The organism is Granulicella aggregans (genome assembly GCF_014203275.1).
In the GTDB taxonomy this organism is placed as follows: Bacteria; Acidobacteriota; Terriglobia; order Terriglobales; family Acidobacteriaceae; genus Edaphobacter.
This window is the reverse complement of the sequence record NZ_JACHIP010000009.1, coordinates 13,918-35,234: the sequence shown is the minus strand read 5'-3', so window position 1 is coordinate 35,234 and position 21,317 is coordinate 13,918. Positions and strand designations below refer to the sequence as shown.

The window sequence follows — 21,317 nt, the reverse complement described above, 5'->3', positions numbered from 1 at the left end:
GCAGGCTGGACCCTGCTCGCACTGCCTTTACAAGGCCGCCAGTCCCTCATAACCAGCCGAAGGGAGAAGACCATCACTGCGGTCAGCAACTTCGGTAAGGACACCATCGCTATTGATGGCGAAGATGCCGATGGTACCCGATCCAGCATTCAAGGTGTACAGGAACTTGCCATCGGCTGTAACCGCCACTTCAAGGTTCGTACTACCTGAAGGCAGAGTAGCAACGATCGTATTTCTTATTGGTTTTAGGACGCCTGCTTTGCTCAATGTATAGCCGGCAATTGTGGACGATGCAGAATTGTCCGAGTAGACGTAAGCGCCGTTGGGGGTAACAACACTCCAACAATTGCCGTTACCGTAGGTAGGCGCACTCTCAGAGATCGGCGAGAGAGTACCATTTCCGGAAATCGTGTAAGAGGAGAGTAGCGAAGCGTCGCTGGTTCCAGGAGTGTTGTCTGTAACAAGCAACACACCATTGGGAGCAAAGCGGCCAGAGAAGGCTCCTGGATCCGCGCTTGTTGTCGTGACGATGGGGCCAAGGGTTCCATTCGCGTTGATTGGGAAGGTGCTGATCACACTCGCGCCCCGTTCGACAACCGCTAAGAACTTCCCATCGGGGCGGACCGAGATGGAGGCCCCGCCCGTGTTTACACCAGAAAGATAGGCAGTTGAGTCGGGAATCTGCACCAAACGACCGGCGTTGTTCTCTCTGAATGCCACCACGTCGCCAGGACCTGCTCCGTTAAGCACATATACGATGTTGCCAAACTGCGTGACCGCGACTGGCTCACTGCCTCCCGACGGAACATGTCCCATGAGGCTAAGGTTTGCGCCCTGCACTTGGAAACTTGTAATGGTTCCGCTTCCGGCATTGACGGCATAGAGTCGGGAACCATCCGGACTGAGGGTGAGTGCTCCCTGGCTCTGCAGCGGATCGATCTTTCCGCCGCCACCACGACCTTCAGTGTCATAGATCGCTCGCTGCTGCAGTCTTCCCTCAGGACCACGAGCATATGCGATGACCTGATTGCCGGTTGCAGCGTTGGTCATCACGAAAACCGCCCCACTCTCAGCGGCGTGCGCAGCAGGCTGCATTACGCCGAAGCATGCAAGGACCACGAGGGCACCACACAATTTGTTTCCCATGTTTATTTCTCCCGATTGATTCTGGATTGCGCTGACCTGCTCCTTGACGCGCATTCTTTAGAACCGAAAATAGCGGAATGGTTACAGAAGCTTTTGGCATCCACTCAATTGTTCTGGGTCTTGGTGAGGTGCCCGCTTACATATGGCATCAAAGGCGAGGGCCGAAAGGTGGGCAGGGATCTTGTGTATCGGCTTTACCGCGAGGAAGGCCTTAGCCTGCGCAAGCGACCGGCGGTAAAGAGGCGTGCGGCCGTTCACCGGCAGGAGTGCGTGTGCCTATTCGCTTACTGCGTCTATCTTAGGTGTAGTCGACTTAGCATCTCGTCAGCAATCAGCAGCATTCCTAAAGCCCCTCAGACTCCTCTCTGTAATCTCTCTCTTCCTCGTGCGGTCCTTTCCGGTCTGGAGCCAGTACTTGAGCAGCAAGTCACAAAACTCGCAGCTGAAAGCTCCATTTATGCCGTCATCGAAAAATCTATAGTGACTGGAACGGAGGCGATCTCGAAATATTCGCTGCAATGTGTAAGGATTCACTTGACACGTCATTCATCGCCAATCGTGGAAGCCATGGCTATGCAGGCATGCTTGAGCGCTATCGCAGGAACCATGCTACACCCGAGCCTGTGGCGTCCTCACCTACACGAATGTGAGAGTTCATCTCCTCGATGCCAGGTCGCGACTGTCACTGGCAACTGGAACACACGTTTGATGGAGGTGCCAACTTAGATTACATTTACTCTCTCATTTTTGAAAAGACAGCTGTTGGGTGGAAGGTTGTGCTCGACCACTTCAGCGCCATTCATCCCACTGCCAACCCCGTCACGAGTCAATGATGCTGAGAAAATGAACTTGGCATGTTGTCTAAGTTTTCATGGCGCAGACGAAGTAATGCGATCGCAGCGGGCCATCATCCTGAACCTATGAAGGCTAGATTTAGAGCACTGTTTCGATGAAATACAGGTTTAGGGAAGCTCTGCACAGAGTTCTGCGTCGGCGGCCTGATGGATTAATTCGATGGTCAGGGGTGGATGGCGATGAAGCAGCAGACGTTTGCGTCGCAGTCGAGGTTTGAGAAGTATAGGCGGAAGTCTCGGCGGGAGTTGTTCCTGGATGAGATGGAAGTGGTTGTTCCGTGGTCCCAGTTACAGGCTCTGGTCGAGCCACATTACCCGAAGGTCGGCAACGGTCGTCGTCCTGTCGGGCTTGCGATCATGCTGCGGACCTACTTCATGCAACAGTGGTTCAACTTGTCCGACCCCGGCGTCGAAGAGGCGTTTTACGAGTCCGCCACACTGCGGAGGTTCGCTGGCGTCGACCTTGGCGTGGCTCCGGCGCCTGATGAAACGACCGTGCTGCGCTTCCGGCACCTGCTTGAAAAGCATGACCTTGGGGGTGCCCTGCTCGACGCAGTGAACCTGCATCTGGCGGCTAAGGGCATCCGCATCGAGACCGGCACAATCGTCGATGCGACCATTATTCATGCGCCTTCTTCGACCAAGAACGAGAAGAAAGAGCGCGATCCGGCGATGCGTCAGACCCGCAAAGGAAAGCAGTGGTACTTCGGACTGAAGGCGCAGACATCGGCGTCGATGCAAAAGAAGGTCACGTGCATTCGGTGGCGATGTCTGCGACCAACGTTTCCGACTTACACATGCTGCCGGATCTGCTGCATGGCGAGGAGCGCAAGGTGTGGGTCGACGGCGGTTATCAAGGCCAGACCAAGGCCATCCGGCAGGCCCCGACCAATGTTCAGGACATGACCTGCAAGCGAACCAGGTTCAAGAACTATGTCGATGAAGCTGCAAAGAAGAAAGATGCGACGAAGTCAAAGGTAAGAACTAAAGTAGAACACGTCTTCCGTATCCTGAAGAGTGTCTTCGGCTTCAACAAGGTACGCTACCGAGGCATCGCCAAGAACTATCACCGGCTGTGCGCCAACTTCGCCCTCATGAACCTCTACCTGCACCGCAAACGCCTGACATGGCTCGCCACATAGCAGGAAAACGGGCTATGAGTCCTCAGCTCAGGACAAACCCTGCCAGAACAAGCAAAGCACCGCCATCATCGCAGCAAAACCGGCAGCCGACTCAAGCCACTCGCAGACATCTCCAAATCAGCCGCCTACGCAGAGGCTCCTTAGCGTTAGCGGAGCTCCAAGCCTCATTACGCTTGCTCTGCAAGTATCCGGCTATAGGAGAGGGGATACCTACGCTGCACACGCGCAACGAGTCGTGCATCTTCGCCGACGAGGATACGCTGCTTTCGGCGTTTTACGCCCCTGATGATAATCGCTGCCGCATAGCGGGCTTCCATAGTAAGAGGCTTTTCGGCAGGTCCCCGCACCGGTCTGATTTCTTGTTCGCTTAAGCCTGCCTCAACAAGGGCGGATAAAACTATATTCGTTTTCACTCCGCCTGGATGGATGACGGTTACACCGATGTCCGCGCTTTCAAGCTCTGCACGCAAGGATTCTGAGAAGCCCCGCACCGCAAATTTGCTTGCACTGTAGGCTACTTGGCCCGCGGAGCCGATGATGCCGAAAACACTCGACATATTGACGATCTGAGCAGATCGGTGCTGACGCAGATGCGGTAAGAAGCTTCTCGTCATTGCCGCCATGGAGAAAAAGTTAACCGCGAAGAGATGATGAAACCGTTGCGATGAAACCTGCTCGAAGGTGCCGGCGAGAGCCATCCCAGCGATGTTAAAGAGGACCGATGCGGTGCCGAGATCGGATGCGATCGCATCCGGAAGCGTGGTTATTGCAGATTCATCGGCGAGGTCAATGTTGTAGGTCCTAATAGAAGCTCCACTTTGCCTTGCAGCTTCCGCAACAGTCTCAAGCGAGACATGATCTTTGTCGATGAGGGCCAGGTGCGCACCCTCCATGGCTAATTGATCAACCAGAGCCGCGCCGATACCGCTAGCCGCGCCTGTGAGGACGACGACACGATCCTTGAGCGAAAAGACTTCAGAAGAGGAGGGTTTGCTGTTCACGTTGATCTCCGTTGTGTTGTGGTTAGCAGCTGAGAGTGAGGATGCGGCCCCAACAGGAAGCCAGCGACAAGGTGCAAAGTCCATTCGTGACTTGGACGATCTCTCCTCCGTTGAGCAAATCTGTGAGGTAGCCATCTTTAACGCCGGGCAAAGTGAGGGTGATGTCGCGCGCCGTGTTTGAAGAGTTGACGGCGACAACGAGCGATCCTGTGCCCGAGCCGCGGATGAAGGCAAGTTGTTCATGGTCAATATGCAATGAGGTGTACTTGCCTTCCCGCAACGCCGATTGCTGACGGCGGATGGATAAAAGATGTTTGATCACCGGGTAGAGATCTGCATGACGAGCATTCTCTTTCAGGGAAGCGGGAGAAACCGCAGGACGAAGCGCAGCGTCGGAGTTGGAGGAGCGACGTCCTTCGATACCCCACTCGCTGCCGTAGTAGAGCGACGGGATGCCGGGCATGGTGAAGAGCAATAAGTAGAGGGGATAAAGATGAGCAGGATTGCTCAGGGTACTGGCTACGCGATCGACATCATGGTTGTCGGCGAATGAGTAGAGATTTAGATCTCGATAGAGACCGCCTTCGCCGAATTGACGGTTGAGCGAGTACCCGAGTTCGAAGTAATTGCGGTCGTTGTGTGCCGACCAAAGGCTTTTGTAAACCTCGTAGTTAGTCGTGGAGCTGAGGCCGCCATCATGCGCCCAGTTGCCGTAGTCGCCATGAACCACCTCACCCATCAGCCAAAAGCCGGGTTTGAGGGTGGCGCAGTGTGAGACCAAATGGCGTCGGAAGTCAGGGTCAAGACGATCGGCTGCATCAAGCCGAAGACCATCGACATCGAACTGATCAACCCAGGATGTGACTGCGGCGAACAGATGATCCTTGACACCCGTGTTGCGGAGATTGAGCTTAACAAGGTCATAGTGTCCCGCCCAGCCTTCATACGAAAAAAGGTCGCCATAGGGACTGCGGCCAGAAAAGTCCAGATGGTACCAGTCGCGGTAGACCGAAGACTGACCGTGTCCCAGAATGTCCCGAAAGGCCCAGAAGTCCCGTCCGGTGTGGTGGAAGACAGCGTCGAAGACAAGCTTCATGCCTCGACCATGGAGCTCGCGACTGAAATCCGCGAAGTCTTGATTGCTCCCAAGGCGACCATCAATAAGAAAATAGTCGGCAATGTCATATCCGTGGGCGGACGATTGCTGAACGGGACCGATTAGCAGAGTATCGGTTCCCAGGTCCTGAAGGTAATCAAGCCATGGATAGAGTTGGCTGACGCGGTCAGCTGGTCTGTCGAGAAACGTATTCCGCTGCGGCGCGTTCAGGCAGCCGAGGGGATAGAGGTGATATTGCGAGCTATGTTGAGCCCAAATCGACATTAGTTGGTTTGCTCCTTTACGTACGGGTAGGTATACAAACGAGCCAAAGAACTTGGTATCCCTGTGAAAACGGTTACGAGTAAATCCCGTGGCTGAACTGGTGAACGATGTCGTGTCGAAGGCGCTCTGTGATTACAACCTCGCCATCGAGTTGCAGAACTATGTAGCTGTTGACGGCTCCGATAAAAGAGAAGGCATAGCGACGATGTCTGCCCCGAAGATTGCCATGATCTTTCGCGGCTGCCAGGAAAACTGCTTCGAGAAGCGACTGGCGGCGGTTGTAGTGTTCGAGAGCCACTAAGCGCGCTAGATTCTCGTGCCCGGCGAAATAGAGCGCCAGTTCCAGGCGATACGCCAAGGGTTCGCGCGTGGCGAAGTCGATATACGCAGCAGCAATACGGTCAAGGGTCTTTGGTAGGTCGCCTTGATACAGCGAACCGCGCGAGACTTCCTCGTCCAATTGGCTTGCGTATTCACGGAAGAGTTCTTTGAGAAGGCCGTTCTTACTCCCAAAAAAGTGATATAAGGTCGGTTTTGCGACACCGATACTGGCCGCAATCTCCTGCACGCCCACGTCGTCGTATCCCCTGGCAGCAAAGAGAGTAAGGGCCGATCGGAGAATGCCAGTTCGTGAGTCCATAGCAAGACAGTATACCGATCAGTACAGTAGCGCAATAGCAGAATTGGATTAGACTGGATGCGCCTGTCAGCGCTTAATCACCTTGCGCTCGCGAACGTTGAACGCCGCAGGCTTCGATTCAGCGAGAGGTGCCCGAAGAGTTTCAAAGGTGCTGTTCACGTTTGTACTAAGAGGCTTTTACTAAGGCTGTTTGACGTAGACGAGTTCGCCCGCATATTGCGGTTTCCCGGCCCGCTAGCAAAGATCCCCCATACCTTTCATTTTTCCACCAGCGTCATGCGCCCATCCCCCTCAGGCTTTCCATCCCGAGGCCACCCGATAGAGCAGCACCGTCGGTCGTTCTGCCTTTACGCTGAGGGCCAATCCGGGCGTGGGTTTTAGACGGGGAATCTCCATTGGCTCGCCATCCGTCTTTCCTGTCACAACCTCACCCAGGGATGGAATCTCCCATTAATAACGCCACCCGATTGCAGTGTGAACCGGTACGCGCCTGCCGCCCAATCCTTGATTCCAGGCGTACTACGTACCGCATCAAGGACCCAGGTGCCGTTCCATAGGTGATCGTTCGAAGGTGCTGCTTTTCGAACAGGGCCAAGGCCAGGAACAACCTAATTTCATCAACTTGACCGCCTTTTGTGCGAGTTTCTTGATCCTCGGGAATTGATTGCTGCAGGAGCTTTAGGCATCGCGCAATTCTGAGGTTTCTTCGGAGCAGGACAAGGTGCCATTCTCTTGTTGCCTAGCAAATAACACCCTTGCGCACGGCATAGAGGATCAGTTCCGGGACGTTATGAAGGCCTAATTTCTGAAGAATGTTCCCACGGTGTGTCTCCACGGTATAAATGCTGAGACCAAGCACGTTTGCGATGTCTTTGTTGCTCTGGCCTTCGGCGATCAGCTGTAACACCTCGCGCTCCCTTGGCGAAAGCAACTCGTAGCTGTCTTCCACTCCACGGTCGCGCATCTGGCGAACATAGTCCTCAACAAGCAGTGCGCTCACAGAAGGACTGAAAAATGCTTTACCCGAATGAACAGTCCGGATTGCCGTCATCAGATCTGCCTCAGCTGATTCCTTGACCAAATAGCCTCGAGCGCCTGCCTTTAGAGCACGAAGCACGTAAGCTTCGTCGCTGTGCATGCTAAGCATGATGACGCGCGTCTTGGGATGCTTCGTCACAATCTGAGAAGTCGCCTCCGTTCCGTTCAGCTTCGGCATGCCGATGTCGGTGACGACGACATCGGGCGTCGTATCGTCCACCACTCTGAGCAGCTCTCGTCCATCACCGGCTTCACCGACGACTTCGAAGTCACGCTGGCGCTCCAGAAGCGATTTGAGTCCAGCACGTAGGACGGTATGATCATCTGCGAGTGCGATGCGTATCATCTGACCTCTTCTCTTTCAACCGCCGGCACCGGAAGGGTGACCTGAATGGTTGTTCCTTTATCTGGGGAGGAAGTGACCCTTACAAGTCCTGCAAGCCTTCCTACACGCTCTTCGATACCGAGCAGCCCCATGCCCTTTTCAGACGCCGGACGAAAACCCTTGCCGTTGTCTTCGACAGTCAATAGCAGTGTTTCGTTAGTCGATCGGAACGACACCGCGACAGACGTAGCCGAGGCGTGTTTGACGACGTTGTGAAGAGCCTCCTGAACGATGCGATAGATGCACGTGCGATATGTGTCAGGCAAGGACTCACAATCGTCATCAGCCTCGACACGTACCGCAAGACCAGAACGTCGGGCGACCTCTCGGCCTTGCCACTTCAGTGCCGGTACCAACCCGAGGTCGTCGAGCATAGACGGCCTAAGCACCAGCGCTATGTCCCGGATTGAACGCATACTGCCTTCGAGTTCCGATTTCACGCTCGCGAGCTGTGCTTTGGCTGCGGTGTCCTGAGGCATTTCACTTTCGATCCGGCTAAGCTCGACCAGAGCAGCAGCCATTGTTTGTCCGAGTTCGTCATGGAGCTCGCGCGACAGATTGCGGCGCTCTTCTTCTTGAGCTTGTTCTAAACGCCCTGCAAAGGTCTGTAGCTCTGCACGTGCTTGCACGACATCCTTGTATTGCTGTTCCGCAAAACGCTCCGTTGTCTTGATCCGATAGGAGATGCCGGCAATCAGTGCAAAAACTACAGCCAGGGAGAGCAAGGAGGAGATGAGGAGTTCCCCCTGCAACCGATCGTGCTCAGCATGGAGTTGTGCCCCTGCCCGATCCTGCTGCTCTCTGTTTAGCTCCATGATCTGACGAGCAATGTGTCTTATTTGCCTTCGTTCGGCGCCCCGGAAAAATGGCGGTGGAGTCACAGGATGGCTAGCATTCTGCTCACGAATGATGGGCAGAGAATCCCAATATTGATTGATTGAACTCTTGAGATCGTCAAGCCTTTGCTGTGTTGCTTCATCACCGCTTGCTCCGAGCGACGCCCCGAACTGTTCGAGAATCTGGTTGGCTTGCAGATGGGCGGCAGGCAGGTCACTCGACTCGATCGCGCGCTCTCCATCGCTATCTGGTGATAGCGCAGAGCGGAGCATGAGCGTTCGAAGCGTTTCGAGTAGCCGGCTTCGTTGACGAAATCCTGAGACGACAGCATCGCTCTTGGCGGCAGTCTTGCGAAGGGAGTAGATGACATCCGCCGTGCTGACACACATGACCGCCAGGATAAAGACGCAACCGACCCAGAGAATCTTTCTTCCAGAGAAGAGCGGCTTGGCGATGATCTTAGTTCTATCTTCCATTACTCGCATTGGATGCCTCTTCCTCCAGCACCGCCCCCCTTGCCTTGTGCGCAAAAGCCTCCAAGCGAGCGGGCTCCTGCTCGGATGCAAGAAGCCTAGTTTAGGCCTCATTCAGACGAAATAACGAGCGGACTCTGGAGGTCTGCGGAGCCAATAGCCTATTCAGGCGGGCATACCCTCCGAAGGCAGGAAAGAATACCCTCTCGACGGGAGGGGGGAAAGAAAGCAAATTGCATTCATACATACAGATCGTGTGAACGACTCGAAGGAGATACGGAATGGGTTCACGCAAACTGCGCGCGATGGCTTTCCATACGGGCCATCGCCGGCCGTCGTTGTCGAACGAGCGAACAAAGGATTCGCTCTGCAATCCTCTCCCCTTTTCCCAGTAATCGAGAGGGGTACCAGGTTTCCAAAGGAAGAAGCCGCTTAAATTGAAGCGGCCACGACACCCAGGCCGGGACGGTTAGGCCGCAACCGCAATTACCTTGCAAGGAGAACTTCAATGAACGTAAGAACACTCGCACTCGCAACCTCGCTCCTCCTCGTTCCGTTAACAGGTGCTTTCGCGCAACAAACATCCCCTCAGCAGCGCCACACGATCAATCAGCGGTCAGCGAACCAGCAAGCCCGTATTAACAAAGGTGTAGCCGACGGCCAGATCACTCCGGGTGGCGCCGCAAAGGCGGATGCCAATCAAGCACGAATCAACAGCCGGGATGCCCGCATGCGGTCGCGCGACAACGGTCACCTTACCTCTGCAGACCGCCACAAACTAGCTCGCCAGCAAGATAGAACCTCCAGGGGCATCTACGATCGCAACCACAACAGCACGACAGATCCTGGTGTTGCCCCCAAGTAGACCATCTCCCGCCAGAGTTGCGATCGGATGACGATCTCACAGGAACCAGTGAGTGTGACCGCAGTTCTAACAATCTGACAGAAACAAGCAGCAGCAAACTTCAGGAGCTATTCTCATGCGTATTCACTCGCCCGCATTCGCTTTCAGCGCCGTTCTCTTCACCGGTCTTTCCGCTTCGTCGCTATTCGCACAGCAGCAGCCCGCTGCGACGACTAATCAGTCTTCGCTGGTCCCGGCACAGCACGCCGCAAATCCTCAGCGCGAGGCCAGGAAGATAGCCAAGAGGCTCGGTCTGACGCCTGACCAGGAATCAAAGATCGAGCCAATTCTTGCAGACCGGCAACAACAGGTGCAGGGCGCACAATCTGACACAACGTTGGCTCCGAAGGACAAACGTGCCAAGGTTCGCAGCATCCGGCAGGACAGTGATGCAAAGGTCGAAGCGATTCTGACTGACACACAGAGGCAGCAGTATGAGCAGATGAAGCAGAGCCACAAGACAGCGAAGCAACAGCAGGGTGCCGCTCCCGCAAACAACTAAGATCCACGATGTGAGAACGCTAACAGGCTCCGACTTAATGGGAAAGATGTCGCTGACCTGGATGGTCTTGCGTGAACTGCTGCGCGATCTGCCCTCCGGCCAGTCCACTCGTGTGCTCCAAACTGAGAGAGATCATAGCCTCTTGTACGTTCCGCTTGGTCAGGCACGACAATGATCACGCCTGTCTTGCAATTCGGTGCTATGACGTTTGCCCCTCCCAGATTATCTGAGTCTGAGAGACTCACAGATCAAGGCTTCATGCTGAAACAGGAGATTTGCGATGGATCGTAGGGACTTCTTACTCCAGGGACTTGCAGCCACGGTTGCAACTTCTATCACTGCGGAGGCGCAGACCCCCTCTAAAAAACAGCGGCCCAATCTGCTCTATGTCTTCAGCGACCAGCACCGTGCCGTATCGATGCCTGGCGAGCCCTATAGCCAGACCATCGCGCCCAACCTGGATGCCTTTCGCCGGCAGAATTTTTCGATGGACAACTGCATCTCGAATTATCCGCTGTGCACGCCCTATCGCGGCATCCTGATGAGCGGGCGTTGGCCGCAGCAGACAGGGCTCATTCAGAACGAGGTTCCGTTAAGCGCAAGGGAGATCTCGCTCGGCGATACCTTCCGCCAGGCTGGCTACTACACCGGCTACGTCGGCAAATGGCATCTCTCCGGTAAGTCGCAGACCTTCATTCCACCCGGCCCACAGCGTCTGGGATTCGAAGACTGGCATGTGTGGAACAACACGAACGCCCACTATAAGTCCTGGACCTATGACCAAGTGACTGGCGACAAGATTCAGCCAGAGGGCTGGAATTGCACGTTGATGACCGATCAAGCGGTAGCGTTCCTGCAGAAACAACCGGCAAATCGGCCTTGGTTTCTGATGGTCTCGTGGAATCCGCCGCATCCACCCTTTAATCCACCCGCAGAGGACGCAGGTCGCTATCCGAAAGATGGATTGAAGTTCCGGCCTAACGTGCGGCTCGCGGCGGCTGGGCAACCCGTGAAGGGTCCGGCGCGATTCCTAGCTTCGCAGGATGGATTACGCGAGGCCGAGCAAGGGTACTACGGTGGCATTACAGGCGTCGACCTTGAGTTCGCGCGCCTGCTGGAGGCGCTAGAAGAAAGCGGGCAGTCCGAGAACACAATCGTCATCTACACCTCCGACCATGGCGAGATGATGGGATCGCAAGGACGCATGGCAAAGCAGGTCCCTTTTGAAGAATCCTGCCGGGTTCCTTTCTATGTGCGGATACCAGGGCAGAAGAGCGGCAAATCCAGTGTGCTGTTCGCGGCCATCGACATCTATCCGACTCTCTGTGGATTGACGGCCATCCCGGTCCCGGCCGGACGTGGAGGACGCGACTTGTCTGGCGTGATGCTTGGACAGGCCCCGCGGGCAACACCTACGCTTGTGTTCCTGATGAATCAGGTCCCGGCGCAACACGTCAGCGGCATAGAGGAGCCCGAGGACGAAAGCACCGAGGATGGCAAGGGAACTCTGATGCTCGTCAACCAACCCAGCTATCGCGGCGTAAGGACAATGACGCATACCTATGCCGTAATGGAGACAGGGCGATGGTGCTTATACGATAACGTGAAGGACCCGTACCAGATGCAGAACCTGGTGAACGACAACGAACAGCAGGAGCTGATGAAGGAACTGGACGCAAAGATATTGGAATGGCTACGCGAGATGAACGATCCGTTTCCTTACGTTCTCGCTCTAAGCAGGACCTCGACATTTCCGGCTTAACTCGCGCAGTTCGGTGGATGGCATTGTATGAGATCGAGGTAACAACGATGAAGACGGAACGCGACAGCTGTTGCACACCCCAGATGGCCGGTGGAAGATCCATGCGAGGGCAACCTATAACCGCTCGAGAGCCATGCGCCGCCATGATGGGACTCTCGGTTCCCCTCGCAGGAGGCACATTTCTTATGGGAACTGATGACAGCACCTTTCCTAATGATGGCGAGGGGCCAGTACGTCCGGTGACGCTGTCGCCTTTTCACATGGGCCGTATACCTGTCACGAATGAGCTCTTCGCTATCTTCGTCCGCGCAACAGGCTACCTGACCGATGCGGAAACGTTGGGATCCTCGTTTGTTGTCCGCGCACACCTCACTCCGGAACTGCAAGGTGCGCAGCCAACGGTTCTGGGGGCGCCGTGGTGGTGCAGCGTTGCGCATGCCTGCTGGCATGCACCGGAAGGAATAGGCTCATCGCTGATCGGGCGCGGCGGCCACCCCGTGGTTCATGTCAGCTGGAACGACGCGCTCGCCTTTTGTCACTGGTCCGGCCAGCGGCTGCCGACAGAGGCCGAGTGGGAGTACGCGGCACGCGGCGGTTTGAAACAGAAACTTTATCCCTGGGGCGACGATCTGGAGCCCGACGGTCGGCATCTCTGCAACATCTGGCAGGGGCAGTTTCCCACGCACGACGAAGCCGCGGATGGCTATGCGGGCACCTGCCCTGTCCAGGCTTTTCCGGCAAACAGCTTTGGGCTGTACTCCATGACAGGCAACACCTGGGAGTGGTGCGCCGATTGGTTCGGGACCGACCGTACTTTTCTGCTGGACAAGGTCAACCCCAAGGGTCCGCGCACAGGAGCTAGCCGTGTTCTGAAGGGTGGATCCTTCCTTTGTCACGCGTCGTACTGCAATCGTTATCGCGTCGCAGCACGATCGTCGAATACGCCCCAGAGCAGCGCCTCCAATATCGGATTCCGCTGTGCTTCCAGCTAATGATTCCTGGACGGATCGATAAACGGGTCAAATCTTTCATCGTTCTATGTCAGCGTTCATCGTGGATGAATCCAGGAACGCGACACCTGATCATCGAATGCTGCTGAAACCGCAAGGAGATGAATAGATCATGTTGAAATTCCGGAATGTGACAAGCCTTAGGCCAATCCTAGCGGCATCCATTTTCCTTCTAGCACTCGGGGTTTGCGGGTTAGGCGTTTCTCTGGCCAGCTGCAGCACCAGTGGTGCGCCGTCGGGAGCGCCCTCTGCGCCGGCGACGCAACCCGCAGGCATCGTCAGCATCTCGGGCAATCGATTGCTGCGGGATGGGGCTCTTTGGGTTCCCCATGCCGTGCAGCTCGTCGCCTTCGTCGCTCCTCCAAGCGCACAGAGGCCTCCGTTTACCGCGGCATACGCCCACTACAGCACTGCTGAGCTGGCGGCAATTAAGGGCTGGGGCGCCGACAGCATTCGCTTCCAGATCTCGCAACCGGGAGCCGACCCTCAGAATCCTCGTTACGATTCTGCCTTCGTGCAAACGGCGGTCGGCGCGGTGAAGGCCGCGCGCTCGCTTGGGCTCAACGTCATCGTCTCCATCCAGGACGAGTCGCAGAGCGGAGAGACTTCCCCGACGCCTTTGCCGAACGCCGCCACAAATCGTGTCTGGCGAAATCTCGCGCCGATGCTCAACGGAGACAACGGCATCATCTACGAGATGTTCAATGAACCACAGCCTGCGCCGAATGCCGCCAATTGGCAACAATGGACATTCGCTATGAACGTCGTCGTGAAAACGATCCGCAGTACAGGCGCTACTAACACCCTGCTTGCCGATGGCTTAAGGTTTGCGGAAAGCTTGAACGGCGTCGTGCCGTTGACCGACCCGCTGAACCAGGTTTTCTATTCGTCTCACCCCTACTTCCATAGTGCCGCGAACCAGATGCAGAGCACATGGGCAAAAAAGTTCGGCAACCTGGCCGCAACCGCTCCCGTCATCATTGGGGAGTGGACGACAGCGACGACCTACTATTGCGATGCCAACACGCCAACCGCCGGCCTTCAGCTGCTGCAGTACATACAGTCTTTGCACATAGGGTTGGTCGCAGTCACTTACGACTTTGGCCTGCCAACCTATGGAGGGATTGTAAGTGACTACAACGGGACGCCGACTACCCTTGCAAACGGCATCGCCTGCGGTGCAACCAGCTTCGGTCCTGGAATGCTGATTCAGTCTTGGTACAAGACGGGGGCGGTTCCGTCGAAGCTTCAGTAGCTTAAACGAGTCCAACGCAAACGATCGCTCTCGTCGTGTCAGAGTAACTCACTCGACAACGGAGGATGACACGCGACAACGAATCCACACAGTGTGGGTTCTTATCGAACAAGGAGAACACGTTGAAGTTTGATTTATCTTCCTGTATTGCTTTTCGTATGACCGCCTGTTCCCGCCGTCTGGCGGCAGCTACTGTGTCATTCCTAGTTTCTGGGATTGCACTCGGGTGCGGCAGCGCGTCAAATGCCGTAGCTCCGCCTAACCCGGTTACGAGTACCTGGCCAGTCGGTATCCAGCCGGCGACGCAGGTCGTGGTCAACACCTCGGGTTACTTCCCCGATCCCCTGCCGATCCACTACGGCCCTGGCACCACAGGGGCGCTGGTCTTCTCCAGCAGTGATAAGAAGCTGATGAGCTGCACGGAGCCCGTCTCGGCAGGCTGCTTCTTCGTCTCCTCCTACACCATTAGCACCTCCGCCTTCGCTAAGCAGGCCGCAGCCGTCGGGTCCACCTTCGTCTCTATCGGCAACAACAATAGTTATCAAGACAACAACGGGAACTGGCAGATGGCGACCACGGTTATGCTGACCAACCCCAGCCAGACTGCGGATCCGACCTGGAGCGTGATTGCACACACCACGCCAACGAACACAGGGTCGCCTGTGCCGACTGCATGGACGGTGGATACGCTGCTGATTGGCTCTCTCTCTACGACCCAGAAAGCGAACTATGACGGCAAATACTTTGAAGATGGCGGTAGCCTTTACCTGCTTTACAGTGAGGCGCTAACTACGAGCCCGTTGAACGACGGCGTGGTCGCGCAGGGGATGATCTCGGCCACGCAGGTCAGCTCCACACCGCCGCAGACACTGATTGCGCCGGAGACCGCGAACGGAGGCTTCAACTCCGAAGACTTCTTCGACTTCCATACCTCCACATTCAAGCTGGTGGAGACGGGTAACATCACCCTTATAAACGGTAAGTACGTGCTGGCATACTCAACCGGCAACTTTCAAGAGCCGAACTACAAGGCTGGCCTGGCTTGGTCGGACACCTTCCTGCCGGCCAACGGCGGACAGTACCAAAAAGCCGAGTTTCAGGATACGAGCGGACTCTTTAGCCAGGGCAATCATTCGGAAGGCTACTACCTTCTGCAAAATCAAATCAACAGCTACCCCAACTATGAGACACAGGTTCTCGCCCCCGGCGTGCCCTCTGTCCTCCTGGATTCGAGTGGCAACTATTACATGTTCTTTGCCGGCTATGATCCGAACGACCATCCGCTCGCCTCAGGTTCGTCGACAGACTATGACGGGTCGCACCGGCGACCGTACTTCGTCAAGCTTGATATTGCCGTCCCCTCTGGCACGACCGTCGCGGCAACGCCCAATACCAGCTTGGACAGCTGGATTAAGATTGCGAGTCAGTAAAGTGAGCTAGTTAGAAAGGTAACGCCTTGCACATAATTTATTAACAAACCAAACTGTGGGCCGGAGATACCGAATGGCCTTGATGAAGCGACCCTATACGTTGTTCCTCAGACACGCCGTCATCACCAGTTGGCGCGCTCTGCCTCAAATCGTTAGCGTCCGTTTCTACGTTTGGTGTAGTGAGCCCTCAATAGACCGGGCGAGCCTGCGACTCTAGCCGGCGGGCGCGTACGTAATCGCGCGGAGAACTACCCCGTTGCCACTTGAAAGCCGCCTTGAACGCACTTTCAAACTGGTAGCCCAGCACCGGCCCAAGTGATGCAATCGATTCGCCTGCGATTTCTATCAAGCATGCCAATGGCGCCAAACGCATGCGGCAATACCCGGAACGCCAGATCAGGTACCCTCGCACTGCAGCTGCAATGCCATAGAACATCGCGAAGATGCCGAAACCGTATCCATAGATAGTGATGCAGAGATACGTGATCGTTGCCTTAGCCTCCAACGAGATCACGCGGGCCACATCGGCATCGATGGCCGGTAGCGCGGCGGCAAAGTAAAGCAACTCTCCGGTGGCAAAGATCGGGGTTCGCATTAGCTCGAAACACATTGCAAGCAATGAAGATGCGACTCACAGGGCGAAGCAGCGCATTGTGCAGCACGTTGAGCGTAATGTCACAGGCGACTTCAATCAGGTAAGCGGCGAAGCTGGACCGAAAGAGCCCCGCCGAATTAGCCATCTGGTGGGCCGTTCCTGCCAGGTCGTTCGCGAGGATCAACTTATCGGGCACGTAGGACTCGTCCCACCCGCCTGCGAGGATCGAAATGAGAAATAGAGCCTCAATCCATCGCGCGTACTATTGTGCCGTGCCTGCGACCATCGCATCACCTCGGAGCATCGAAGGGTACGCTCGCCCCAGCGATCGGTTACTCAGAAACATACGAACTCCCCGGAACACCGTTTCGACACTGGCGCCCCGCAGAGCTCAAATTTTCTCTTAGAACGGACGGCTTCACGCTGTATCAAAGCGTCAGTTCCGCGAAGCGCCTTTTCTAGCAACTCATGCCTGAGATCGGTAGTGTCATCTTTAATGGTCTGATGTAGTGAGCCGTGTAGGCGCTATCGCCCTGATAGTTGACATCTAGCTAACCCCCACTGCGGACCATTGACAAATACACGCGGTCCATACATACTGGTTGGTATGCCAGTCCGCACTGCCTCATCAAAAACCCGAGACCTGCTAATCGATGTAGCTGCTGGGGAGATCCATCGTCATGGATATCAAGGTGCGAACCTAGACCGCATCCTGAATTCCGCGTCGGTGACGAAGGGTGCGCTGTATCACTACTTCGGCTCCAAGCAGGCGCTTGGGTATGCGGTCTTCGATGAGAGAATCGCCAAGCTAATCCGGGACAGATGGCTTTCGCCAGTGATGATGGAAGGCGACCCTATCGGGGCGATGCAGGGGGTCCTACAGGTCTTTCATGACACGAGCGATTTGGACTCGGTCGAGTTAGGATGCCCGCTCAACAACCTAGCCCAAGAGATGTCTCCGCTCGACGAAGGATTTCGGGAACGCATCGACGCACTCTTCGAAGAGTGGGAACGCGGGTTCGCGGCAGCACTTGCGCTGGGGCAAAGCAAAGGTCGGGTAAAACGAGATATCGATCCAGAGACCACGGCGATGTTTATCGTTTCAGCGCTCGAAGGATGTTTCGGACTGGCAAAGAGCTCGCGCAAGATGAACGTGATTCGCGCACGCTTGAACGCAGTTTCGGGTTACTTAGAATCATTGCGCGTGAAAACCAAAGGAAGGTGAAGTATGCAAATGCAGGACGGGAATGAGAAAGAAGCGCTTTCCGCTGAGTTCAGCTTTGAGAAGCAGCGAATCAAGGTTCTTGATGGCGAGATGGCATACATCGATACGGGAGGATCCGGGTCGACGACAGCGGTGTTTCTCCATGGCAATCCGACCTCGTCATACCTTTGGCGTAATGTGATTCCGCATGTGGCTCCGCAGGCGCGCTGCCTCGCTCCAGACCTCATTGGGATGGGTGACTCGAGCAAACTAAAGGGTTCGGACTATCGGTTCTTCGACCATGCGCGGTACCTGGAGGCATTCCTCGACGCTGTAGTTACGACGGGCAAGATTTTGCTGGTACTGCATGACTGGGGTTCGGCGCTGGGACTGGACTGGGCTTGCCGGCACGAGGAACGGGTCGCGGGGCTGGCATTGATGGAGTTCATTGCGCCAGTGCCGACCTGGAACGATTTCCCACAGGAGGGCAGGGAGATCTTCCAGGCCTTCCGGCATCCGCTCAAAGGGCGTGAGTTGCTCATTGAGCACAACGTTTTCATCGAGCAGATACTTCAGGCCGGCGTATCTCGCACTCTGAGCAGTGTAGAGATGGATCATTATCGTGCCCCTTTCCTGAAGGTCGAGGATCGAGAGCCGCTCTACCGGTTTCCGAATGAGCTCCCGATCGCCCATGAGCCGGCGGATGTGTATGCGCGAGCGGAACGATATCACGACTGGTTGATGGCTAACGAATTGCCAAAGCTTTACTTCTGGGCCTCCCCCGGTGGATTGATTCCGGAGGAGAAGGCGGCTTGGTATGTCCGAACGCTCCGGAATACGGAGTCGGTGGCGCTTGGTGCGGGCAAGCACTTTGTGCAGGAGGACAATCCTCACCTGATCGGGCAAGAGATTGCGAAATGGGTTCAGGCTCGTTGGAAAGCCTGAGCATATCTGTTTCTGTCCCAGAATTGTGATCGCGAAAGTGAGGATTGATATGCCGGCAGTCTTGGTACATGGAGTTCCTGATACGGAACGGGTCTGGCATGAGGTGCGCCAGCGACTGACGCGTACGGACGTCATCGCGCTTTCATTGCCCGGCTTCAACAGCGAGGTTCCGTTAGGCTTTGGTGCAACGAAAGAAGAGTATTTGGAATGGATCATTGAGCAGCTTGAGAAGCTCGGCGAGCCGGTCGACTTAGTGGGGCATGACTGGGTATGCATCCTGGTGATGCGTGTTGCTTCACTGCGCCTAGACTTGGTGCGGACATGGGCCGCGGGCAGCGGGCCGGTTAGCAAGAACTATGAATGGCACCCGCTCGCTAAGATCTGGCAGACGCCGGGCGTTGGAGAACAATGGATGGCGAATCTCGATCAGGACACTTTCAGCCAACAGCTGGAGGCTGCTGGATTGCCTTACAGAATCGCGACCGAGGTCGCAAGTCGTGTAGAAGATCGAATGAAGGGCTGCATTCTTCGGCTTTATCGCTCCGCGGCCCATGTCGGCGAGGAGTGGCAGCCGGATCTGGAAAAGATCAAGGCGCCTGGGCTTGTGTTCTGGGGAGCTCAGGATGAGGCCTGCCCTGAGCGATTTGGCGACGAGCTGGCGCGGGATGCTGGAGCAGATGGATTGCTGAAGCTGGACTGTGGACACTGGACCCAGGTATCGCGGGCCATCGAGGTCGCTTCCGCACTTGAGCAGCACTGGCAAGAGGCCAAGGTCTAAAGAAGTAACGATATCGAAGGAGATAAAGTGAAGACAACGGAAATCAGCGCCAATGAAGTGAAGAGTGTGGAGCAAGCGATTCAACCAAAGACTCCAGTGACGATGCTAAACCTGGTGCGTTATAACGCTACGGCTCTATACCAAGACGGAAGTTCGGAGGTCGAATGTTCCGGCCGAGAGGCTTACCTGCAGCGGTATGCGCCGGCTTTCAATCAGGTCGCAGTAGCTGAAGGGGTAACGGGAATCAAGGTTCTTTTTCTCGGTCAAGTCATGGGTCTCCTCGTTGGGCCTTCGAACGATCAGTGGGACGAGATGGTCATGGTGGAATATCCGGACTTCCAGGCCTTCCGCAAGGTGACCGAGAGTCCGCAGTACGAGACGGAGGCTACGCCGCATCGCCGGGCGGCTCTTGCAGACTGGCGACTGATCGCAGTCAACAAGATTGATTTGCCAGCAAGCTCGTGACGGACGGTCGCTGATGCAGAAGGGACTGCAGATGCAAGCTACAAGTCAGCGTTCGGCAGCCCTTCCGATGGCTTACTTTCTTGGCTTCGTTGAAGGTGGCACTTATGTTCGGCCAAAACCCGTAGATGTCCCCACAACGGAGAACCTTCGCAACCTAAGAGGTTAAAGATTGTGTCTCTCCGAGCTTGCCCTCAGAACGCGTCGCTCATAGGCGTACTGGTTTTGGACTTTCGTCGGGTTGCGGTTGAACCTTCGCGGTCAAGCTGCGAGGGCGGGTTGCTGAGCGATTGCTTGTTGCTCGAACTGAGCAGGGCTGAGATAGCGCAAGGTCGAGTGCATCCTCGATCCGTTGTACCAGAGCAGCCAGTTGAGCGTGACATCCTTCGCCTCTCTCTGTGGTTTTTGAACTCCATGCCATGCAGCCGTTGGACCTTCAAGGATCCGAACAGCGTCTCCGAGCAGGCGATGTCCCAGCAGTTTCCTTGCGGCTCATCGAAGCCCTCATACCGTACTCCTTGAGCCTGGCTGTGAAGGCGGCACTCGCGTATTGGCTGCCGCGATCGCTTTGGAAGATCAGGCCCGGTGCGGGCGGCCGGCAGTGCCACGCCATGTCCAGCGCACGGCAGGCCAGCTCCGCCGTGATCGCCTCGCCCATTGCCCAGCCGACGATACGGCGGCTGAACAGATCGAGCGCCACGGCCAGGTACAACCAGCCTTCGCGAGTGGGGATATAGGTCGTGTCGCCAGCCCAGACGGTGTTCGCCCAGGCCACGGTGAAGTTGCGCGAGAGTAGGTTGGGCGCGATGGGCAGGGCATGCTGCTGTCGGTGGTCGCAACGCGAAAACGCCGCTTGCCCCGCGCCCGGATGCCGTGCTGACGCATCGCGATCTGCACCCGAAGCTTGCCGATCCGAGCGCCCTGTCGCTTCAACTGCCGCCATACGCGAGGCCATCCATAGGCCCCGCGCGCCTCGGCGTAGACCGCTCGAATTTCCACCAGTAAGGCGGTCTCGCTCAGATGCCGGCGCGTGAGCATCTTCTTCTTCCGCGCCAGGTGCTGACGATATCCCGAAGCGCTCACGCCCAGAATCCGGCACTGCACGCATAAGGGCCACAGCAGCTTATTCCGCTCGATCCAGGCGTACTTCATCGCTGCACCTTTGCGAAGTACGCCGTGGCTTTTCCCAGAATGTCGCGCTCCATCGTCACCCGCGCCAGCTCCGCACGCAGGCGGATGTTCTCCATCCGTTCCGCGCTCAGTTGCTCGCTGCCCAGCCCACGCAACTGGCCGGCCTTGTCCGCCTTGACCCAGTTGGCTAGCGTCTGCTCGACGATGCCAAGGGCCTTCGCAGCCGCCCTCACCCTCTGCCCAGAGACCACCAGCCAAACCGCCTCCTGCTTGTACGCCAACGTATACCGACGACGCGTCAACTTCTCCATCTCAGTCTCCTCTTCGCGATTACACTAGCTCGCTATGAGAGACGTTTCCGGGGGCAAGCTCACTTACCCGTACCCAGCCCTGCTGGAAAGGATCAAAAAAAATACGTAAGAACCCAGATAAATAGTTAAAC

General features: G+C 56.1%; 19 protein-coding genes and 1 pseudogene. 11 read left to right on the top strand and 9 right to left on the bottom strand.

All coding sequences use genetic code 11. The annotated features are described in order from the left end of the window. Positions 1–27 precede the first annotated feature (27 nt). Positions 28–1,146 carry a lactonase family protein gene (locus tag HDF16_RS23130; RefSeq protein ID WP_184222110.1) on the bottom strand — a complete coding sequence of 373 codons (1,119 nt, stop codon included), beginning with the start codon at positions 1,144–1,146 and terminating at the stop codon, positions 28–30. Positions 1,147–2,180: 1,034 nt separating this feature from the next. On the opposite strand from HDF16_RS23130, the gene HDF16_RS23125 reads away from it, so the two are divergent. Continuing rightward, positions 2,181–3,142, top strand: a protein-coding gene (locus HDF16_RS23125; protein WP_246409790.1) for an IS5 family transposase whose coding sequence is annotated in 2 segments (ribosomal slippage) — positions 2,181–2,723 and positions 2,726–3,142 — 960 coding nt in all. Because the reading frame shifts where the segments join, the coding sequence is not laid out codon by codon here. Positions 3,143–3,309: 167 nt separating this feature from the next. Here the strand turns inward: HDF16_RS23125 and HDF16_RS23120 are convergent. The 5 genes from HDF16_RS23120 to HDF16_RS23100 all read right to left on the bottom strand — a co-directional run bounded on the left by HDF16_RS23120 (position 3,310) and on the right by HDF16_RS23100 (position 8,900). Beyond that, positions 3,310–4,143 (bottom strand): SDR family NAD(P)-dependent oxidoreductase, encoded by an 834-nt coding sequence (locus tag HDF16_RS23120; RefSeq protein WP_184222108.1) that lies wholly within the window; start codon positions 4,141–4,143, stop codon positions 3,310–3,312. Between the two features lie 22 nt (positions 4,144–4,165). Then, positions 4,166–5,524, bottom strand: coding sequence for an alpha-amylase family glycosyl hydrolase (locus HDF16_RS23115; protein WP_184222106.1), 1,359 nt, complete (start codon positions 5,522–5,524; stop codon positions 4,166–4,168). A 73-nt stretch (positions 5,525–5,597) separates the two neighbouring features. Further along, positions 5,598–6,164, bottom strand: a complete 567-nt coding sequence (locus tag HDF16_RS23110) for a TetR/AcrR family transcriptional regulator (RefSeq protein WP_184222104.1) — start codon at positions 6,162–6,164, stop codon at positions 5,598–5,600. 739 nt (positions 6,165–6,903) lie between these two features. Continuing rightward, a complete protein-coding gene (locus HDF16_RS23105) occupies positions 6,904–7,548 on the bottom strand; it encodes a response regulator (RefSeq protein ID WP_184222102.1) in 645 nt (214 codons plus the stop codon). After that, on the bottom strand, positions 7,545–8,900 hold the full coding sequence (locus tag HDF16_RS23100; protein WP_246409787.1) for a sensor histidine kinase: 1,356 nt from the start codon (positions 8,898–8,900) through the stop codon (positions 7,545–7,547). The genes HDF16_RS23105 and HDF16_RS23100 overlap by 4 nt, the downstream gene beginning before the upstream one ends. A 505-nt stretch (positions 8,901–9,405) precedes the next feature. Here HDF16_RS23100 and HDF16_RS23095 point away from each other — a divergent pair. From HDF16_RS23095 to HDF16_RS23070, 6 genes are all read left to right on the top strand, one after another. Beyond that, positions 9,406–9,762: a hypothetical protein gene (locus HDF16_RS23095; protein ID WP_184222098.1), complete on the top strand. Its 357-nt coding sequence runs from the start codon at positions 9,406–9,408 to the stop codon at positions 9,760–9,762. Positions 9,763–9,877: 115 nt separating this feature from the next. Then, positions 9,878–10,303: a hypothetical protein gene (locus HDF16_RS23090; RefSeq protein WP_184222096.1), complete on the top strand. Its 426-nt coding sequence runs from the start codon at positions 9,878–9,880 to the stop codon at positions 10,301–10,303. Positions 10,304–10,583: 280 nt separating this feature from the next. Beyond that, positions 10,584–12,065 (top strand): sulfatase family protein, encoded by a 1,482-nt coding sequence (locus tag HDF16_RS23085; protein WP_184222094.1) that lies wholly within the window; start codon positions 10,584–10,586, stop codon positions 12,063–12,065. 17 nt (positions 12,066–12,082) lie between these two features. After that, positions 12,083–13,057 carry a formylglycine-generating enzyme family protein gene (locus tag HDF16_RS23080; RefSeq protein ID WP_348641401.1) on the top strand — a complete coding sequence of 325 codons (975 nt, stop codon included), beginning with the start codon at positions 12,083–12,085 and terminating at the stop codon, positions 13,055–13,057. Positions 13,058–13,187: 130 nt separating this feature from the next. After that, on the top strand, positions 13,188–14,330 hold the full coding sequence (locus HDF16_RS23075) for a glycoside hydrolase family 5 protein (RefSeq protein ID WP_184222090.1): 1,143 nt from the start codon (positions 13,188–13,190) through the stop codon (positions 14,328–14,330). A gap of 194 nt (positions 14,331–14,524) precedes the next feature. Next, complete coding sequence (locus HDF16_RS23070) at positions 14,525–15,760, top strand: hypothetical protein (protein WP_184222088.1); 1,236 nt, start codon at positions 14,525–14,527, stop codon at positions 15,758–15,760. A gap of 187 nt (positions 15,761–15,947) precedes the next feature. Here HDF16_RS23070 and HDF16_RS23065 read toward each other — a convergent pair whose 3' ends face one another. Continuing rightward, positions 15,948–16,355 (bottom strand): hypothetical protein, encoded by a 408-nt coding sequence (locus HDF16_RS23065; RefSeq protein ID WP_184222086.1) that lies wholly within the window; start codon positions 16,353–16,355, stop codon positions 15,948–15,950. After that, positions 16,255–16,587, bottom strand: coding sequence for a DUF4386 family protein (locus tag HDF16_RS31965; protein WP_432432270.1), 333 nt, complete (start codon positions 16,585–16,587; stop codon positions 16,255–16,257). The genes HDF16_RS23065 and HDF16_RS31965 overlap by 101 nt, the downstream gene beginning before the upstream one ends. Positions 16,588–16,962: 375 nt before the next feature. Here HDF16_RS31965 and HDF16_RS23055 point away from each other — a divergent pair, with 375 nt between their 5' ends. The 4 genes from HDF16_RS23055 to HDF16_RS31340 are packed head-to-tail and all read left to right on the top strand — an operon-like array spanning position 16,963 to position 19,747. Then, on the top strand, positions 16,963–17,580 hold the full coding sequence (locus HDF16_RS23055; RefSeq protein WP_184222084.1) for a TetR/AcrR family transcriptional regulator: 618 nt from the start codon (positions 16,963–16,965) through the stop codon (positions 17,578–17,580). A gap of 3 nt (positions 17,581–17,583) precedes the next feature. Continuing rightward, a complete protein-coding gene (locus HDF16_RS23050) occupies positions 17,584–18,504 on the top strand; it encodes a haloalkane dehalogenase (protein WP_221313041.1) in 921 nt (306 codons plus the stop codon). 49 nt (positions 18,505–18,553) lie between these two features. Next, positions 18,554–19,282, top strand: coding sequence for an alpha/beta fold hydrolase (locus HDF16_RS23045; protein ID WP_184222082.1), 729 nt, complete (start codon positions 18,554–18,556; stop codon positions 19,280–19,282). A 27-nt stretch (positions 19,283–19,309) separates the two neighbouring features. Next, the gene (locus tag HDF16_RS31340; protein WP_184222080.1) at positions 19,310–19,747 is read left to right on the top strand and encodes a DUF1330 domain-containing protein; all 438 of its coding nucleotides are present in this window, start codon (positions 19,310–19,312) and stop codon (positions 19,745–19,747) included. A 258-nt stretch (positions 19,748–20,005) separates the two neighbouring features. On the opposite strand, the pseudogene HDF16_RS23035 reads toward HDF16_RS31340, so the two are convergent. Then, a pseudogene (locus HDF16_RS23035) lies at positions 20,006–21,186 on the bottom strand (IS3 family transposase). Positions 21,187–21,317: the final 131 nt, after the last annotated feature.

Coding starts and splice junctions, on each gene's coding strand:
- HDF16_RS23055 (WP_184222084.1), top strand. CDS start 16,963: ATGCCAGTCCGCACTGCCTCATCAAAAACCCGAGACCTGCTAATCGAT.
- HDF16_RS23075 (WP_184222090.1), top strand. CDS start 13,188: ATGTTGAAATTCCGGAATGTGACAAGCCTTAGGCCAATCCTAGCGGCA.
- HDF16_RS23080 (WP_348641401.1), top strand. CDS start 12,083: ATGGCATTGTATGAGATCGAGGTAACAACGATGAAGACGGAACGCGAC.
- HDF16_RS23130 (WP_184222110.1), bottom strand. CDS start 1,146: ATGGGAAACAAATTGTGTGGTGCCCTCGTGGTCCTTGCATGCTTCGGC.
- HDF16_RS23090 (WP_184222096.1), top strand. CDS start 9,878: ATGCGTATTCACTCGCCCGCATTCGCTTTCAGCGCCGTTCTCTTCACC.
- HDF16_RS23110 (WP_184222104.1), bottom strand. CDS start 6,164: ATGGACTCACGAACTGGCATTCTCCGATCGGCCCTTACTCTCTTTGCT.
- HDF16_RS23065 (WP_184222086.1), bottom strand. CDS start 16,355: ATGCGAACCCCGATCTTTGCCACCGGAGAGTTGCTTTACTTTGCCGCC.
- HDF16_RS23045 (WP_184222082.1), top strand. CDS start 18,554: ATGCCGGCAGTCTTGGTACATGGAGTTCCTGATACGGAACGGGTCTGG.
- HDF16_RS23105 (WP_184222102.1), bottom strand. CDS start 7,548: ATGATACGCATCGCACTCGCAGATGATCATACCGTCCTACGTGCTGGA.
- HDF16_RS23050 (WP_221313041.1), top strand. CDS start 17,584: ATGCAAATGCAGGACGGGAATGAGAAAGAAGCGCTTTCCGCTGAGTTC.
- HDF16_RS23085 (WP_184222094.1), top strand. CDS start 10,584: ATGGATCGTAGGGACTTCTTACTCCAGGGACTTGCAGCCACGGTTGCA.
- HDF16_RS23100 (WP_246409787.1), bottom strand. CDS start 8,900: ATGGAAGATAGAACTAAGATCATCGCCAAGCCGCTCTTCTCTGGAAGA.
- HDF16_RS23095 (WP_184222098.1), top strand. CDS start 9,406: ATGAACGTAAGAACACTCGCACTCGCAACCTCGCTCCTCCTCGTTCCG.
- HDF16_RS23115 (WP_184222106.1), bottom strand. CDS start 5,524: ATGTCGATTTGGGCTCAACATAGCTCGCAATATCACCTCTATCCCCTC.